The 17,640-nt window shown below is 64.6% G+C and carries 16 protein-coding genes and 1 tRNA gene; 8 read left to right on the plus strand and 9 right to left on the minus strand.

Annotation, left to right across the window (positions count from 1 at the left end):
• Positions 1–26: 26 nt before the first annotated feature.
• Positions 27–80 carry a hypothetical protein gene (locus WS91_RS38085; RefSeq protein WP_231752742.1) on the plus strand — a complete coding sequence of 18 codons (54 nt, stop codon included), beginning with the start codon at positions 27–29 and terminating at the stop codon, positions 78–80.
• A gap of 127 nt (positions 81–207) precedes the next feature.
• On the opposite strand, the gene recX is transcribed toward WS91_RS38085, so the two are convergent.
• Entirely contained in the window at positions 208–1,164 is a 957-nt protein-coding gene (gene recX / locus WS91_RS01300) for a recombination regulator RecX (RefSeq protein WP_059575187.1), read from the minus strand.
• Entirely contained in the window at positions 1,164–2,234 is a 1,071-nt protein-coding gene (recA, locus tag WS91_RS01305; RefSeq protein ID WP_038748937.1) for a recombinase RecA, read from the minus strand. Before recA ends, recX begins: the two co-directional genes overlap by 1 nt.
• A 203-nt stretch (positions 2,235–2,437) precedes the next feature.
• Between recA and WS91_RS01310 the strand changes: the two genes are divergently transcribed.
• The 6 genes from WS91_RS01310 (at position 2,438) to WS91_RS01335 (ending at position 8,559) form a co-directional block, all read left to right on the plus strand.
• Entirely contained in the window at positions 2,438–3,178 is a 741-nt protein-coding gene (locus tag WS91_RS01310) for a response regulator transcription factor (protein WP_038748972.1), read from the plus strand.
• Positions 3,179–3,201: 23 nt separating this feature from the next.
• A complete protein-coding gene (locus WS91_RS01315) occupies positions 3,202–4,761 on the plus strand; it encodes a sensor histidine kinase N-terminal domain-containing protein (protein WP_038748934.1) in 1,560 nt (519 codons plus the stop codon).
• 221 nt (positions 4,762–4,982) lie between these two features.
• Positions 4,983–6,641, plus strand: a complete 1,659-nt coding sequence (locus WS91_RS01320) for an MFS transporter (protein WP_059575191.1) — start codon at positions 4,983–4,985, stop codon at positions 6,639–6,641.
• A gap of 204 nt (positions 6,642–6,845) precedes the next feature.
• Positions 6,846–6,922 (plus strand) — tRNA-Met (locus WS91_RS01325).
• A 204-nt stretch (positions 6,923–7,126) separates the two neighbouring features.
• Positions 7,127–7,894, plus strand: a complete 768-nt coding sequence (locus tag WS91_RS01330; RefSeq protein WP_156432256.1) for a hypothetical protein — start codon at positions 7,127–7,129, stop codon at positions 7,892–7,894.
• 2 nt (positions 7,895–7,896) lie between these two features.
• Positions 7,897–8,559 (plus strand): type II toxin-antitoxin system VapC family toxin, encoded by a 663-nt coding sequence (locus WS91_RS01335; protein WP_059669607.1) that lies wholly within the window; start codon positions 7,897–7,899, stop codon positions 8,557–8,559.
• A gap of 9 nt (positions 8,560–8,568) precedes the next feature.
• On the opposite strand, the gene WS91_RS01340 is transcribed toward WS91_RS01335, so the two are convergent.
• Together WS91_RS01340 and WS91_RS01345 are read right to left on the minus strand one after the other, a co-directional pair.
• Complete coding sequence (locus WS91_RS01340) at positions 8,569–10,446, minus strand: SWIM zinc finger family protein (RefSeq protein ID WP_231751957.1); 1,878 nt, start codon at positions 10,444–10,446, stop codon at positions 8,569–8,571.
• Positions 10,447–10,526: 80 nt separating this feature from the next.
• Complete coding sequence (locus tag WS91_RS01345) at positions 10,527–11,528, minus strand: LysR family transcriptional regulator (RefSeq protein ID WP_331458317.1); 1,002 nt, start codon at positions 11,526–11,528, stop codon at positions 10,527–10,529.
• A 67-nt stretch (positions 11,529–11,595) separates the two neighbouring features.
• On the opposite strand from WS91_RS01345, the gene WS91_RS01350 reads away from it, so the two are divergent.
• Positions 11,596–12,627 (plus strand): zinc-dependent alcohol dehydrogenase family protein, encoded by a 1,032-nt coding sequence (locus WS91_RS01350; RefSeq protein WP_059575211.1) that lies wholly within the window; start codon positions 11,596–11,598, stop codon positions 12,625–12,627.
• A gap of 82 nt (positions 12,628–12,709) precedes the next feature.
• On the opposite strand, the gene WS91_RS01355 is transcribed toward WS91_RS01350, so the two are convergent.
• From WS91_RS01355 to WS91_RS01370, 5 genes are all read right to left on the minus strand, one after another.
• The gene (locus tag WS91_RS01355) at positions 12,710–13,840 is read right to left on the minus strand and encodes an oxidoreductase (RefSeq protein WP_059669608.1); all 1,131 of its coding nucleotides are present in this window, start codon (positions 13,838–13,840) and stop codon (positions 12,710–12,712) included.
• Between the two features lie 111 nt (positions 13,841–13,951).
• Entirely contained in the window at positions 13,952–15,343 is a 1,392-nt protein-coding gene (locus WS91_RS01360; RefSeq protein ID WP_038748917.1) for a class II 3-deoxy-7-phosphoheptulonate synthase, read from the minus strand.
• Positions 15,330–15,488 carry a hypothetical protein gene (locus WS91_RS35350; RefSeq protein ID WP_156432257.1) on the minus strand — a complete coding sequence of 53 codons (159 nt, stop codon included), beginning with the start codon at positions 15,486–15,488 and terminating at the stop codon, positions 15,330–15,332. Before WS91_RS35350 ends, WS91_RS01360 begins: the two co-directional genes overlap by 14 nt.
• Before the next feature lie 190 nt (positions 15,489–15,678).
• Positions 15,679–16,686 (minus strand): EthD domain-containing protein, encoded by a 1,008-nt coding sequence (locus WS91_RS01365; RefSeq protein WP_226377155.1) that lies wholly within the window; start codon positions 16,684–16,686, stop codon positions 15,679–15,681.
• Between the two features lie 436 nt (positions 16,687–17,122).
• Positions 17,123–17,545, minus strand: coding sequence for a hypothetical protein (locus WS91_RS01370; protein WP_038748915.1), 423 nt, complete (start codon positions 17,543–17,545; stop codon positions 17,123–17,125).
• Between the last annotated feature and the right edge of the window lie 95 nt (positions 17,546–17,640).

Genomic DNA, 17,640 nt, shown 5'->3' on the forward strand with positions numbered 1-17,640 from the left:
GGTCGATGGTCGATGGTCGATGGTCGATGGTCGATGGTCGATGGTCGATGGTCGATGGTCGATGGTCGATGGTCGATTAGTCAGCGTAGCGGCTCACGGGGCCGTTGCAAGGCATTCGTGCAAATTCTTGCATCGTGCCCTGCCGTCCGACGCAAGCTGGAGAAAGCGAATCAGCGAAAGCGCACCGGCGCAACCGGCTCGTTGCGTTCAATCGCCGCCGAATTCGTCGACGTCGCCTTTCAGTAACTTGGCGATCGTCGCGCTCGAAAAACCGCGCATCGCAAGAAAGCGCGCCTGCTTCGCGCGCTCGGCAGGTGTTTGCGGCACAGTGCCGAACTTCTTGCGCCAAACCGACTGAGCGCGCTCGAATTCACTCTCGCGCAATCGAGTGCCGACGGCCTCGACGAGCGCGTCGCCGACCGCATGACGCTTCAACTCGCCGACGATGCGCGCCGAACCGACGCGCGACGCGCGCCGATGCACGAGGCTTTCGGCGAACCGCGAGTCGGACAGCCAGTTTTCCCGCTCGAGCGCATCGAGCAACGACTCGATATCGTCACTTTCTTCGGCGTGCAGCGCGAGCTTGCGTGCAAGCTCCGCGCGGCTGTATTCGCGGCGCGACAGATAGGCAATCGCTCGCCCTTTAAGCGTGCGCGCGGGACGCTGCGATGCCGGCGAGCGCTCGGCGCCCCCGGACGCGGGCGCGGACGAATCGGAATGAAAAGGCGGCGCGCGCCGACGCGACCGGGGCCCGGCCTGACTCGTTCGCGTATAGACGTCGCCCGCCGTCTCCCCCCGCTCCTTCACGGACGAAAACGCTGACGACGCCCGCGAGCGGCCTTCGGTACGCAAGCCGCCTGCCCGACCGCCGCCGGACACATCGTCGTTCGCACCGACGACGCTTGCCGACGAACGCCGCCGCGCAGCGTCGTGAGCATCGAACGATTCGTACGGATCGAAGGAATCGTCCGATTCCAGCGCAACCGTTCGCCCAAACGAAACGAGGGCATCATCGGATGCCCTCGCTGCCGGGCGGCCGACCGGCCGCCCTTCGCTCGAAACCGTCGTGCGCGCTTCGCGTTCGACGCGGGGCTCGTCGGCGGACACCGTCCGCGCACCGTGCCCTGCCTGCCGCGAATCCGCGCCCTCCCGGTTCTTGCGCATTACTCCTCTTCGTCCATGATCTCGGCTTCGGAATTGGCACCCTGCGGCATCGCGGCGACGCCGAGCGATTCGCGAATGCGATTCTCGATCTCACGCGCGATTTCCGGATTCTCGCGCAGGAATTCGCGCGCGTTATCCTTACCCTGGCCGATCTTCTCGCCGTTATAGCTGTACCACGCGCCCGCCTTGTCGACGATCTTCGCCTGCACGCCGAGATCGATGATCTCGCCCTGACGCGAAATGCCTTCGCCGTACAGGATGTCGAAGATCGCTTCGCGGAACGGCGGCGACACCTTGTTCTTGACGACCTTCACGCGCGTTTCGTTGCCGATCACCTCGTCGTTCTTCTTGATCGAGCCGATCCGGCGGATGTCGAGGCGCACCGACGAATAGAACTTCAGCGCGTTGCCGCCCGTCGTGGTTTCCGGGTTGCCGAACATCACGCCGATCTTCATCCGGATCTGGTTGATGAAGATCACGAGGCAGTTCGTCCGCTTGATCGTGCCCGTCAGCTTGCGCAGCGCCTGCGACATCAGGCGAGCCTGCAGGCCCGGCAGCGAATCGCCCATCTCGCCTTCGATTTCGGCCTTCGGCACGAGCGCCGCGACTGAGTCGATGACGATCATGTCGATCGAGCCCGAGCGCACCAGCGCGTCGGTGATTTCCAGCGCCTGCTCGCCGGTGTCCGGCTGCGAGATCAGCAGCTCCGGCACGTTCACGCCGAGCTTCGATGCGTACTGAACGTCGAGCGCGTGTTCCGCATCGATGAACGCCGCGGTGCCGCCCAGCTTCTGCAGCTCGGCGATCACCTGCAGCGTGAGCGTCGTCTTGCCGGACGATTCCGGCCCGTAGATTTCGACCACACGACCGCGCGGCAGGCCGCCGACGCCGAGCGCGATGTCGAGGCCGAGCGACCCCGTGGACACCACCTGGATATCCTCGACCGCCTCGCCGTCGCCGAGCCGCATGATCGACCCTTTGCCGAACTGCTTCTCGATCTGCGCGAGCGCGGCGGCAAGCGCCTTGCTCTTTTCGGCAGTCAGCCCGGAGCCTTTCTTGCTTTCTTCCATGAATCGTCCTTTGCTATGATGAGCAGCGTCTGATACAAACGCACCGGCTTCGACACGGCCAGCAAGCCGTTAGGTGCGCGATGCAGACACTGTATAAAAAAACAGTGGTTTATGCAAGCCCGCGTTGCGGGCAGGCATCGCCCATATTTCGGAGACAGCCGCGCGCAGCGCCATCGCCGCGGAGCAGCAATCGGTTGCGCATCATGCGAATTCTCATCGCCGAAGACGACAGCATACTCGCGGACGGTCTCACCCGGTCACTCCGCCAATCGGGCTATGCCGTCGATCACGTGAGGAACGGCGTCGAGGCCGACACGGCCCTGTCGATGCAGGCGTTCGACCTGCTGATCCTCGATCTCGGCCTGCCCAAAATGTCCGGCCTCGACGTGCTGCGGCGCCTGCGCGCGCGCAATTCGAACCTTCCCGTGCTGATCCTGACGGCCGCCGACAGCGTCGACGAGCGCGTGAAGGGGCTCGATCTCGGCGCCGACGACTACATGGCGAAACCGTTCGCCCTCAACGAGCTCGAAGCGCGCGTGCGCGCGTTGACGCGGCGCGGCGCGGGCGGCGGGCCGACCGTCGTGCGGCACGGCTCGCTGTCGTTCGACCAGGTCGGCCGGATCGCCTATGCGAACGACCGCGTGCTCGAGCTGTCCGCGCGCGAGCTCGGGCTGCTCGAGGTGCTGCTGCAGCGGATCGGCCGGCTCGTGTCGAAAGAGCAGCTCGTCGATCACTTGTGCGAATGGGGCGAGGAAGTCAGCAACAACGCGATCGAAGTCTACGTCCACCGGCTGCGCAAGAAGATCGAGCCGAGCGGCGTGCGCATCACCACCGTGCGCGGCCTCGGCTACTGCCTCGAGAAAGCCGCGCCCGCGGCGAACGACGCGCCGGCCGCAGCCGCGCCGCAGCCGGCCGCCTCCGCCGCGAGCCCGTCGCTGCGCTGAGCCCACCCGCGAGCGAGCGGCCGATGGCCACGCCGGTCCGTTCCCCTCACGCCGCGCGCGGCCCGGCCGATGCCGCATCCGATGCGGACGCCGCGCGCGACGCGCGCTACGAGAACCCGTTCGCGCCGCCAGACGAAACCGATGCCGCCGAAGGCCCCCGCCCGCGCTCGCTGTTCGGCGAGATTCTCGACTGGATGCTCGCGCCGCTCCTCCTGCTCTGGCCGATGAGCATCGCCGTCACTTATCTCGTCGCGAAAACGATCGCGAACGGCCCGTTCGACCGCGCGCTCGAAACCGACGCGTACGTGCTCGCGCGGCAGATCACGCCGGTCAACGGCGTCGCCGAACTGAAACTGCCGCAGGCGACGCTCGACTTCCTGCGCGCCGACAACGTCGACAGCCTGTACTTCCAGGTGCTCGGCACGCGCGGCGAGCTCGTCGCGGGCGAGGCCGACCTGCCGCTGCCGCGCGACGACGACCGGCCGTCGCCCGGCGTCGTCGTGTTCCGCGACGACATGCTGCGCGGCAACGACGTGCGCGTCGCGTACACGACCGTCGCGCTGCCGGGCGCGACGGGCTCGCAGCCCGTGCTCGTGCAGGTCGGCGAGACGCTCGACAAGCGCAACGCGCTCGCGAACGACATCATCAAGGGCGTGATCCTGCCGCAGTTCGTGATCCTGCCGCTCGCGATCCTGCTCGTCTGGTTCGGGCTGTCGCGCGGGCTCGCGCCGCTCACCGCGCTGCAGGCGCACATCCGCAACCGGCGCCCGGACGACCTGTCGCCCGTCGAGGCGAAGCGCGCGCCGCCCGAGATCGAGCCGCTCGTCACGTCGTTCAACGATCTGCTCGCGCGCCTCGAGCAGAACATCACGCTGCAAAAGCGCTTCATCGCCGACGCCGCGCATCAGATGAAAACCCCGCTCGCCGGCTTGCGCACGCAGGCCGAATTCGCGCTGCGCCACGAAGTGCCGGACGACGTCGCGCGCTCGCTCGAGCAGATCGCGACGAGCTCCGAGCAGGCGGCGCGGCTCGTCACCCAGTTGCTCGCGCTCGCGCGCGCGGAAAACCGCGCGACGGGGCTCACGTTCGAGCCCGTCGAAATCGCGACGCTCGCGCGGCAGGCCGTGCGCGACTGGGTGCAGGCCGCGCTCGCGAAGCAAATGGACCTCGGCTACGAAGGCCCGGACGCCGCCGCCGGGCCGCTTCGCATCGACGGCCACCCGGTGATGCTGCGCGAGATGCTCGGCAACCTGATCGACAACGCGATCCGCTACACGCCGGCGGGCGGCCGCATCACCGTGCGCGTGCGGGCCGATCGCGCGGCCCGCGTCGTGCATGTCGAAGTCGAGGACACGGGCCCCGGCATTCCGGCGAACGAGCGCGAGCGCGTCGTCGAGCGCTTCTACCGAATCCTCGGCCGCGAAGGCGACGGCAGCGGGCTCGGCCTCGCGATCGTTCGCGAGATCGTCGCGCAGCACGGCGGCACGCTGACGATCGACGACAACGTGTATCAAACGTCGCCGCGCCTCGCCGGCACGCTCGTGCGCGTGAGCCTCGGCTTACGGCCGGCGGCCCCGGAATAACCCTAAGCGGCCCGGCCGCCCGCACGGCCAAAAAAGCACGTACGCGACTTTTGCGGCAAAAATAAATACAATTAAGCGACGAAGGTCGACATAAACCACAAATCGAAGGTGCGAGATTTTGACGCGCCGAGTCAGTGCGCCGTAAGTTTGCCCTCCAATAATCGACTCGGAGCCGCCCTCTCGCGAGGACGCGCGCCCCTATATCAAAATTGGAGACATTCATGGCAACGGTTGGCGGACAAATTGCGCACACGCCGATGACGGGCGACGAAAAGCGCGTGATCTTCGCGTCGTCGCTCGGCACCGTGTTCGAGTGGTACGACTTCTATCTGGCCGGCTCGCTCGCCGCCTACATCAGCAAGAGCTTCTTTTCAGGCGTCAATCCGACCGCGGCGTTCATCTTCACGCTGCTCGGCTTCGCGGCGGGCTTCGCCGTCCGGCCGTTCGGCGCGATCGTGTTCGGACGCCTCGGCGACCTCGTCGGCCGCAAGCACACGTTCCTCATCACGATCGTGATCATGGGGATCTCCACGTTCGTTGTCGGCTTCCTGCCGGGCTACGCATCGATCGGCATCGCCGCGCCCGTGATCTTCATCGCGATGCGGCTGATGCAGGGCCTCGCGCTCGGCGGCGAATACGGCGGCGCGGCGACCTACGTCGCCGAGCACGCGCCCTCGCATCGCCGCGGCTTCTACACGTCGTGGATACAGACGACGGCGACGCTCGGCCTGTTCCTGTCGCTTCTCGTGATCCTCGGCGTGCGCACCGCGATCGGCGAGGAAGCGTTCGGCAACTGGGGCTGGCGTGTGCCGTTCGTCGCGTCGATCCTGCTTCTCGCCGTGTCCGTGTGGATTCGGCTGCAACTGAACGAATCGCCCGTGTTCCTGCGGATCAAGGCCGAGGGCAAGACGTCGAAGGCGCCGCTGACCGAAGCGTTCGGCCAATGGAACAACCTGAAGATCGTGATCCTCGCGCTCGTCGGGCTGACGGCCGGCCAGGCGGTCGTCTGGTACACGGGCCAGTTCTACGCGCTCTTCTTCCTCACGCAGACGCTGAAGGTCGACGGCGCGAGCGCGAACATCCTGATCGCGCTCGCCCTCCTGATCGGCACGCCGTTCTTCGTGTTCTTCGGCTCGCTGTCGGACAGGATCGGCCGCAAGCCGATCATCCTCGCCGGCTGCCTGATCGCGGCGCTCACCTACTTCCCGCTCTTCAAGGCGCTCACGCACTTCGCGAATCCGGCGCTCGAGGCGGCCACGCAGAAAGCGCCGATCACGGTGATCGCGAACCCCGGCGAGTGCTCGTTCCAGTTCAACCCGGTGGGCACCGCGAAGTTCACGACGTCGTGCGACATCGCGAAAAGCGCGCTCGCGAAGGCGGGCCTCAACTACGAGAACGTCGCCGCGCCGGCGGGCACGCTCGCGCAGGTACGGATCGGCGACACGGCGATCGACACGTACGACGGCAAGGCCGCCGACGCGAAGGACAAGGCGAAGACCTTCGACAAGACGCTCGCGTCGACGCTGAAGGCAGCCGGCTACCCGGCGAAGGCCGATCCGGCGCAGCTCAACTGGCCGATGACGACGGTGATTCTCGCGATTCTCGTGATCTACGTGACGATGGTGTACGGTCCGATCGCGGCGATGCTGGTCGAGATGTTCCCGACGCGCATCCGCTATACGTCGATGTCGCTGCCGTATCACATCGGCAACGGCTGGTTCGGCGGCTTCCTGCCCGCGACCGCGTTCGCGATCGTCGCGGCGAAGGGCGACATCTATTCCGGGCTCTGGTATCCGATCGGCGTCGCGCTCGTCACGTTCGTGATCGGGCTGCTGTTCGTGAAGGAAACCAAGGATTCGAATATTTACGCGCGGGATTGATGGGGGCGCGCCGCGGGAGGTGCGGGAAGCGGGGCGTCCGGCAGACGGCGAATGGCGATCGACAGTTGGGCAACCAGCCGATCGCCTCGTCGACGGATCGGGCTGGGCGGGAGCCCCTGCATCGATGCCTTCGGCCTTTTTTAAGGGAATCGACAAAAAGGGCTTGACACTCCCCAACTCGCCCTCCATAATTCGCCTCCTGTTGGCGAATTAGCTCAGTCGGTTAGAGCGACGGAATCATAATCCGCAGGTCCGGGGTTCGAATCCCTGATTCGCCACCAAATGCAGAAAGGGCTCAGCGCAAGCTGGGCCCTTTTTCATTGCTCCGCAAAAGCGGCTTTGCTCCGCAAACAGTCAGCCAAAAGCCAGAAATCTGGCCACCTCCAAAGCCAGCTTTGATATCCTGAGCCGAAACGGCCACCACGCACCACGGCCCCACCAAGCTGTGGTTCGGCTACATGACGCAGACGCCAAGGGTGGACATCATGGATGACCACGACGAATATCAATTCAGCATAGGGGCTTACTCGCCAGCCACGATCCCGATGGAGCGGCTGGCCAAGTACATTGCTGCCCTCGCAAAGCTGTTCGGCAACAGCCCGAATGTCCACCTCGACCGCTTACAGGAAGGCAGCACGATCCCTGTAATGAATGTCGACCGACAGGCCGCGCGGCATGTCTCGGAACGGATCTCAAAAATCGACAAGCGCGAAGCAGCAAACGACGTCATTGCAAGCTACGACGAGCTGAATGCTCTGCTTCGTGACGACAACGCCACCGGCGAGCTTCGCCGTCGCTCAGCAGGCGCGGATTCCATCTCCGTAGTGCTTCGGTTTCCAGGCAAGGAACTACCCAAACCGCTTACCTTCGGTCCGTTCACTGAACCAGCCACCATTGACGGCGAGCTGGTGCGAATCGGCGGGCGAGACCGCAGCGCCCATGCAACGATGATCGATCAAGAAGGACACTCGTGGCGCTGCGAAACCACTCGCGAACTTGCTCAAGAACTAGCGCCATATCTGTACAAAGGCCCCGTGCTAAGGGTGCATGGAGACGCAAAATGGGAACGCCTAGAAGACGGTAGTTGGAATCTCGAACACTTGAAAGTCACAAGCTTCACCGTACTTGATGACGACACCCTGCAGGAAACCACCGATCGCCTACGACAGCTCCACGCTACCGACTGGAGCAAGCTTGACGACATAGACGCATATATCAACGCCTCTCGGGGCGATAATGATGGACTCCACTAACAATGGTCGTCTTTGATACCTCGTTCCTTGCGCTTGCGTTCGACAATTCATATGCGCCACCGATCGATCCTGCGACGGGTAAAAAGCTCGATCGCTGTTCTGACCGGATAAATCACCTTATCGGCACCCTCAGTTCGTCCAAACAGCGGGTCCTCATTCCCACACCAGTACTTGCCGAGTACTTGGTGCAAGGCGGCCCCGACAAAGACAAGCGTGTAGGCATTTTCGCCTCCTCTCGCGTTTTCGTCGTCGCGGCATTTGACCAACGCGCAGCCATCGAATGTGCGCTGCTGGAGGATGGGGAGTCAAACAGCAAAAAGCGGCTATCGGACGACGAAACCAAAGCCAAGGTGAAGTTTGATCGCCAGATTATTGCCGTCGCCAAAGTACACGGCGCGCTGACAATTTATACAGGCGATACAAAGCTCGCGAAGCGCGCCACCGACAACGGGCTCACCCACCATGAGCCCCGCCGCCTGCCCACCTATCAACGGTTCATCCGTCGGGTCCAGATGCCAGACATGCAGATACAGCGCATTCCCCTTCGAATCGGTACCGCAGCCGACAAGCTGCCCACCGACCTGCGCGTACGTAACGCCATCGACCCCACCCGGACCACATGCCACGCTCGATACCGCCATGACTCCGCCTCACCGATGAAATAAAAAAGGCGCTCAGTTACCCGAACGCCTTTGAGCGCGCGCAATCGAGTAATTGGCTACATCAACGGCCGATGAAGCCCTTGACCACCTTGTATCCCCACGCAACTGCGGCGACAGCAAGCACTGCGCCGCCGACCAACACGAGGTTCGGAACAACTGCATTGATGCCCGAATCTCTTCCAGTTCACGGGTGAATTCCGCACGTTCATCCAACTTCGCCCGCAACATGCCGATGGCCCGCACGATTTCAAACGCCTCGTCATATCGGGCGTTGCGCGTACCGCTTTCGGCAGCAACCGGCAGCAGCCTGTGATAGAGGGCAATGGCGTCGTGCGGGTGTGTCTTGCCACGGACAGCGGCCATTTCCGGCCATAGCTGCATTACGACCGGTCCGCCGGTAAACGTTTCCCATGCGGCGTCGTTCTCTTTTCCAGCAAGAAAAATCCTGACCAGTTCGGTCCGCGTCGACCGCTGCCAGACATTGCGCTTCGATTTTGCAGCGGCCTCCTCTTCCCTGACCAGCGCCCAAAGGTGCGTAAGAGTGCGCTCCCGCGTCTCATCATGCCTGCCAGTAGCCGTGGCAACCTTCATCAAGGCGGGAAACGCCTCGGCTGTCGGGCGCATTTCAAAGCGGCGCCACGCGAACGCATCGGCCTTGTCGAATTCACTGCGACGCAGATACGCGTCGATACAGAAGTCGAGCAGGCGCTGGTCATGGCTCTTGCTGGACTCCTTGATGCCGCGCTCGGCCCAGGCGAGCCCTTCATCCGGGCGACCGTGCTTGACACAAAGCTCCGCCACCAGCAGAAAGCGGTACGGACTCGACAGGTCCTTCGAGTAAATGCGTATCAACGCATCAACGTCTCCATCGAGTTCGGCCAGCGCCCCCATCGCGCGTTCGAGCTGCATGCGCGGCGAGTCGTGTGACCGTCGATATTCCTTGTCCGGCGCGAGCGCGGGCAGCGCTTCCCAAGCCTCGTTGACGAGCTCGCGGTAGCGGCTCAAACCGTTCTTGCCCAGTGGCTCCGCATACGCCGGCAAAACGTTGTAAAAGGTGTCCCACTTGCCTTCTGTCTGAAATCGGAATAGCCGCTCCGCGAGCTTCACTGGGTCGGGGACAGTCAACTTGCAGGCATCGAGGTGCACAGACGCCAGTTCGAGAATCGCCGGCATCACGTCGCCACCGGAGTCGTCAATCTGTTCGAGGCTTGTTTCGGCGCCCGCAATCGCCAGTTCGGATAGCTCGACTACCTGTGCCGCGTGAGGTCCGTGAAGCCTCCGGCGCAGCATGTCGGCCAGCGACATCAGGCCATCGCCGTATGCGCTAGCCTCCCGCCAGTCCAGTGGCCGGGAAAGGCGTGTCGCCTGCCTGACGGCGGCCTTCATGCCGGGCAAGTCGGAGGCCCCCGTCGCACGCGCGGCAAACAGCAGCTTGTCACGAAACGACAGGTCGCGTTCGATGGCTTCGAGCAACAATTCCTGAAGCTCATTTTTGTCGAGCGTCGCGACGTATTCGCGAATCACTTCCTCGTAGGTCTTCCGCTTCTTGCGTGGCTTGCCGGGAGCCGCCTCTTCGGCATGAAACACCTCTCCACCGGAATTCTCGAGCCAGGCGAGCGCAACAGCGACAGCGTGCTTGCAGAAAACGCCATCGTCTCCCACCGGACAGGTACAGTCATAAGCGAGTTCGCCATCGTCATCGACGCCGAGTTCAACCCGGTAACGATGCGTGCCACGTACAGTGGCGTGAACGGCGCCGCCACGCTCCTCGAGACGGGAAACCACGCCCTCGTGGAAATAGGCTTTGCCGCGCGCAAAGGTCTTCGTGTCGGCAAGCGACTGTACTTCGGCAAGAGTAAGAACCTCGGAGAGCGTTGCAGACTGGGACATCGATTGACCGGGGAAAAACGGAAGAATGCCGCGACGGGCGACGCACAGGCACGATGATACCCGTGACGCATGCAGTCGACTCACGGCAGAGTAATGCGTGGACGATTGTCCCAAGGCGGAACCGGCGTGAAATACTCGATCAACTCGTCGATCACCGCCCGCACCTTCGGCGACAGTTTGCGCGCCGCGAGCCAAAGCGCATGAATCGGCATCTCGCCCCCGGTGAATTCCGACAGCACGATTTCGAGCTTGCCCGCATGCACATCGTCGGCGACCAGCCACGTCGGCAAATACGCGAGCCCCGCGCCAGCCAGCGTCGCATCGCGCAATGCGTCGCCCTGCCCGATCGTATGCTTCGCACGCACTCGCGCCGTTACAGCCCCGTTGCACGCATCGGAAAACACCCATGGAATCGTCGCCCCGTCGCGGGCGAACACAATGCAATCGTGCGCTTCGAGCTCGTCGATCGTCCTCGGCCGCCCTCGCGTGGCGACATATGCCGGCGACGCGCACAGCACGGATCGCTGAACGCCGAGCCGCCGACAAACCAGATTCGCGCTGTCGCGCAGCTCGCCGAGACGCACGACGACGTCGATTCCCTCATCGACCAGATCGACGAATCGATCGGTCAACGATACGTCGAGCTGTAGCAGCGGATGTCTACGGGCCAGCCCAAACAGAACGGGCAGCACCCAGCGCCGTCCGAACGACGTCGGCAGACTGATGCGCAGCGGCCCCGCGACCTCATGACGCCGCTGCGCGAGCACCGATTCGACATGCCCGAGTTCGTCGAGAATCCGCAAGCAACTTTCGTAGTACAGGCGCCCCTCGGTCGTCGGCGTCAGTGCGCGCGTCGTACGCTCGAGCAGCCGCACGCCGAGACGCGCCTCGAGCCGCGCCACGTTCTTGCCGACGGCCGACTTGGACAGCCCCATGCGCGCCGCGGCGGCCGTGAAGCTGCCCGCGCCGACTGCATGCACGAATGCAACCATTCCTTGAAGATGAGTCAGTCTGATTCGATTCATGAAATTGGCGACGAAATGGCGCAGGTGTTCGGAACAGATATCGCCACCGGCACGCATGCCCCACCCCTAGAATGAATCAAGGGAATTCGCGGCGGCGCGAATCCGTTTTCGGGTGGGACACCAAATGGCGCAAACGATGAAGGTGTGGGAACTCGACGCATTCGGCATCGATCGACTCGCACTCGCGCAGCGGCCCGTGCCGAAGCCCGGCGACGGCGAGTTGCTGGTACGGGTAGCGGCGGCGTCATTGAATTATCGAGACAAGCTCGTGATCGAAGGGCAGTTGATGTCGACCAAACCCGCGATGCCGTTTACGCCCGTCTCGGACATGTGCGGCGAAGTGGTCGAAACCGGCCCGAATACCGAACGATTCAAGCGCGGCGATCGCGTGATGGGCAACTTCTGGACGCCCTGGATCAGCGGCGCGCTGCCTCCCGAAATGCGCCGATGCGAGCGCTCGCTCGGCGGGCCGCTGCCCGGCGTGCTCGCCGAATACGTCGTGCTGCCGGAATCGGCGGCCGTCTGCGCACCGGCGTCGCTGTCCGACGTCGAGGCATCGACGCTGCCCGTGGCCGGCGTGACCGCCTGGGTCGCCCTCGTCGAGCGCGGGCAGCTCGCAGCAGGTCAAACCGTCGTCGTTCAGGGCACGGGCGGCGTCGCACTGTTCGGACTGCAAATCGCCCGCGCGCTCGGCGCGAAGACGATCGTGCTGTCCCGTCACGACGACAAGCTCGTGCGCGCGAAATCGCTCGGCGCATGGGCCGGCATCAACACGACGCGCGCGCCCGAATGGGAACATGCGGTTCTCGAACTCACCGGCGGACGCGGCGCGAACGTGATCGTCGAACTCATCGGCGGCGAGAACGTCACACATTCCGTCGCCGCCGTCGCGGATCATGGCCATATCGTGCAGGTCGGTTTTCTTGGCAGTCCGAAGATGCTCATCGACGCGATTCCGCTGATGCTGACGCGCGCGTCGATCCACGGCGTATCGGTCGGCAGCCGGCAGGCGTTCGAAGCGTTCGTTCGCGCAGCCGACCGGCATGCGATCAAGCCGACGATCGACTTCGTCTATCCGTTCTCCGATGTGCGCGCTGCGTTCGCCCATCTCGACCGCGGACCGTTCGGCAAGATCGTCGTCGCCGTGCGCGGCTGACGTGCGTCGCGCACGGCGACGCGTCGCCGGCAAACCGCCCGCCGCGCGCGACGCTCGCTCGCGGGCCGTCTCATCGGCGCCGTCACGTCAACGTCGAGAACATGTCCTTGCGATACGGCACGATACGATCGAATTCGCCCGTCCGCACTTTGGCCGGCCATTCCGGATCCGCGAGCAGCGCGCGTCCGAGCGCGATGCAGTCCGCATGCCCCGCCTCGACGCGCGCGACCGCGCGATCGAGATTCTCGATGCCGACCACCAAACCCTCCGCGCCGCGTACTTGCGCAGCCGAGAACGCGCTGTCGATGCCGACGCTGCCGACCATGATGACCGGCTTGCCGGACAGCTCGCGCACGAGCGACGCCAAATCGGCGTCGCCTTCCGACGCGAACCCCGGCTCCCAGAAGCGTCGCGTGCTGACGTCGAAAATATCGACGCCCGCGGTGACGAGCACGTCGAGCATCGTCTTCAGTTCCGCAGACGATTCGACGATGAAGCCCGTATAGTCCTGCACCTTCCATTGCGAGAACCGGAAGATCAGCGGTATGTTCGGGCCGACGGCCGCGCGCACCGCTTCGGCGACTTCCACCGACAGGCGCAGCCGGTTCTCGAGCGAGCCGCCGTACGCGTCGGTGCGCGCGTTCATCTTGGCCCACAGGAATTGGTCGAGCAGATAGCCATGCGCGCCGTGCAGTTCGACCGCGTCGAATCCGGCCTCGACCGCGTCGTACGCCGCGCGTGCGAACGACGCCGCGATATCCCGCGCATCGGCATCCGTCAACGCCTCGACCGCGACGACGCCGTCCTTGACGACCCGCTCGGGCCCGATGCCCGGCAGCTCCGCATGGGGCGGCGTGCCGCGCTGCCTGACGTTGCCGAGATGCCAGAGCTGCGCGGCGATCACGCTGCCCGCCGCGTGCACGCCGTCGACGACGCGCCGCCAGCCTTCGAGCGCCTCCCGGCCGAAGAAGTGCGGAACGTCGGCGAACCCGCCCGCCACCGGATGGTCGACGTACGTCCCCTCGGTGATGATGAATCCGGCGCCGCCCTCGGCGCGCTTCGCGTAGTAGCGCGCGACGTCGCGGTCCGGCACGCCGCCCGGCGACTGCCGCCGGGTCATCGGCGCCATGACGATGCGGTTCGGCACGCGTAAGCCGCCGAGTGAAACCGGATCAAAAACGATATCGAAATTGGAGACGCTGGTCGTCGACATGAAGTCCTCGTCGGCTGGCTGAATGGGGCGCACACAGCGCGCGGCATATGGGCGCGCGCGCCATGCACGACGGATGAAACGACAGACACTCGTACAGTCGGCCGGGCCGGCTCACGCCGCTTGCTCGTCGCGCTGCAGGCTCTCGCGCGGATCGCGCCGCGCCGACAGCTTTTCCGAGACCAGAAACGCAAGCTCCAGCGCCTGCGAACCATTCAGCCGCGGATCGCAATGCGTGTGATAGCGTTCGCACAACTGATCGTCGCGAATCTGCTGTCCGCCGCCCGTGCACTCCGTCACGTCGGTGCCCGTCATTTCGAGATGCAGACCGCCCGCATGCGTGCGCTCGGCTTCGTGAACGTCGAAGAAGCGTTCGACCTCGAGCAGGATGCTTTCGAAGCGGCGCGTCTTGTAGCCGGACGCCGACTTGACCGTGTTGCCGTGCATCGGATCGATCGACCAGATCACCTCCCGCCCTTCGCTCTTCGTCATTCGCACGAGGCGCGGCAATAGCTCCGGCAACTTTTCCGCGCCCATTCTCGCGATCAGCGTGAGACGCCCCGGCTCGTTGTCGGGATTCAGCGCGTCGATCAGGCGCAGCAGATCGTCCGGCTTGATCGCGGGACCACATTTGAGGCCGATCGGATTCGCGACGCCTCGCAGGAATTCGATGTGCGCGTCGTCGATGCCGCGCGTGCGCTCGCCGATCCACAGCATGTGGGCCGAGCAGTCGTACCAATCCTCGGTCAGCGCATCCGGCCGCGTCAGGGCCTCTTCGTAATGCAGGAGCAATGCGTCGTGGCTCGTGTAGAGATCGGTCTCGCGCAGCGAACGCACCGAATCCGGCGACACGCGGCACGCGTTCATGAACACGAGCGCCTGCTCGATCCGGCACGCGATCTGCCGATAGCGCTGCCCTTGCGGCGCGGACGCGACGAAGCCGGCATTCCATTGCTGCACGTGGCGCATATCGGCGAAGCCGCCGTGGCTCAACGCGCGCAGCAGATTGAGCGTCGCTGCCGCTTGCGAGTATGCCTTCAGCACGCGCTCGGGATCGGGCCGCCTCGCCGCTTCCGTGAATTCGATGCCGTTGATGATGTCGCCGCGATAACTCGGCAGCGTGACACCACCGATGGTCTCGTCGGGCGAACTGCGAGGCTTCGCGAATTGCCCGGCGATTCTGCCCACCTTGACGACGGGCAGCCCGGTGCTGAACGCAAGCACGGTCGACATCTGCAGAAACACGCGCAGCAGATCACGCACCGCATTCGGATGAAATTCGGCGAACGATTCGGCGCAATCGCCGCCTTGCAGCAGAAACGCATTGCCGCGCGCGACGTCCGCGAGTTGCGCCTTCAGATCGCGAATCTCCGCAGCGAGCACAAGCGGCGGCAATCGCCGCAACTGCTCCTCCGACTCCGCGAGTTTCGCGGCGTCGGGATAAGTCGGCACCTGATGAATCGGCCGCCCGCGCCACGACGAAGGCGACCAATCAGCGTGCGTCATGATGGCCCTCTCGCGTACCATCCGGATCGACACGCGATCCGCAGTCGCCGATCGGCGCGACGGCGGCATGCAACGCAGGCTCGGGTTGCGCCTGGCCCACGGGAAGCGTGGCGCCGATCAACACATCGTAATCGTAGTGATCCACAGTCAGGCTCCGACAAAGCAGATAACCGCCCGCGGCTCGCGCCAGCGGGGACTTGCCTCACTCCAGCCACACTCGTCGCGGCATACGTCATGCATCGAGCACGTCAGCGTTGCTCCGTCGCGCAGGCGCGATCACGCGTGCCGACGCATCGCTCGAGCGGCGCACGCGATGCGCGGGCCCGCCGCCGTCGTCATCGCGTCGACGTTTCCGGGAAGATCTGATTGACCACTTGATATGCAAGTGCGGTCCAATATTCGCTCGTGTCCGCGGCGACGAGCTTCGCCTCTTCGTCGGCGAGCCCCACCACACCGGGGTCCAGCAGAAAGTCCTCGAGATCGTTGATCGACGTGAACGCGAGAATCGACACGCCGTCGATCGTGTGCCCGACCGAGTGGAAGAACGGCTCGCCTTCCCGAATCGGACCGACGTTGTGCAATTGCACGTAGCGCTTGACGTAGCGGCTCGTCGCGGCCTGCTCGAGCACGCGCGGCGCGTACCGGTTCAACCAGGCGTCGTGAAAATCCGCGCGGGACAGCGACGCATTGCGCCGAGCGACCTTCACGAGCAGGAACGATTCGCGCTGCGTCTCGCTCGGCACGATGATGTGCTGGCGCGCGAGCACCGGGCACAGCTCGCGAAAGATCGCCTGGTCTTCCGGCAAGACCTTCGCGGCGATCTCCGGTTGGCTGAAGACGGCCTGCAGGCCGGCGACGTTCTCGAAGCCGAGATACGCGATGCCGTCCCACTGCGGACGGCGATATTCGGGAATGTGGCCGATCACGGTGTCGAACAGTTTGCCGTTCGCGTCGACGGGCGGCTCGTACGGCAGCGGCGCGCCGCTCGACGGGCCGGCCGGCAGCCGATGAATCTGGTCGTAGCGAAGCAGATGCTGAATGCCGTTTGCCACGGGCGGCTGCGCGTAGATGAAGCGCGGGCCATGTACTTTTCGCCAGTACTCTGTCCACTTCTCGAACGCGACGTTCGGGTTGGACTCGAACGCGCTCGTCTCGGCCGCAGGGTCCTTGATCAGTTCGCCGCGGGCGTCGAGCAGCAGGTTCGGGTCCCTGCGGCGTTCGCCGAGCGGCGAGTTGTCCGCACGGGACAACAGCGAACAGATGACCGTCAGCGGCTCCGCATACGAACGGTAGCTCTTCAGATAAGGCGGACGAAATAGGCTTTCGGCGGAAGCATTGGACACGACTGACTCCTGCTCTTCGGAATGGTTGATCGCATTGCCGAGACGCATCGTTTGGCCGCTCGCCGCGCAACCGGCGCAACGAGCGACGCACGCTCGCCCGGCATCGATGAGATCCCGCAACAATTCAGCACCGCTTATCATTGGATCGGCGGGCCGAGCAGTTCGACTCGGCCGCCGTCACGACGCACGTCCGGACATCGCTCGCGGCCGCGCATCACGGCCGCTCGACGCATCGGATGCGCCGCACTCTCAGGTCCCGCGAGCGACGAGCGGACCGGCTGGCGCGCGCATCGCCGCTCCGTCGGAACGATAGGCTCGCTGGCCCGCATCGCTCGGACGGTCGACACTTGCGACCAATAATCGCACGAGATTAGATCGCATGCAATCTAATTTAAACCCCGTTCGAGCCGCACGATTTCCGTTTGCCGCGCGACGTTCATGCGAACGGCGCGGGATGCGGCGGAAACGGCTTCTCGTCGGCCCCACCATCGGTCGAATCGACGCGAGTCGACGGAAAGACGACCGCGCGCGCCGTCCCTGACAACACCGTCGCGCCATCCGGCAGCCACGCGCGGCCGTTGAAGCGCACGACGTCGCCGTTGAGGCCCGAATGCGGCTCGACGGCCTCGACGCTCCATGCGATCAGGCACTTGCTGCCGGGCTCGGGCGTGCTCCTGCAGTCGACGGCGAACGACAGCAGCGCACTTGCGCCATGCTCGGCCGCGAACGCGAGAAACAACGCGGAGAACGCGGACGCCAACTTCGCCTGCGCCGCGAAGCGGTGCTCGGGCGTGTGCGACGCGGCCAGCGACACCCAGTCGCTGCGCGTCTCGCCGATCGAATATCTGGACCGACCCATTGCTTCTCCTGAAAACGACGGAGTCATCCGCCAGCGCAGCCGGATACGGCGACGTCGGGCGCTCTTTTTTATCGCAACAATATTAGTCGCTTGAG

The organism is Burkholderia sp. MSMB1498, assembly GCF_001526245.1.
GTDB lineage: Bacteria > Pseudomonadota > Gammaproteobacteria > Burkholderiales > Burkholderiaceae > Burkholderia > Burkholderia savannae.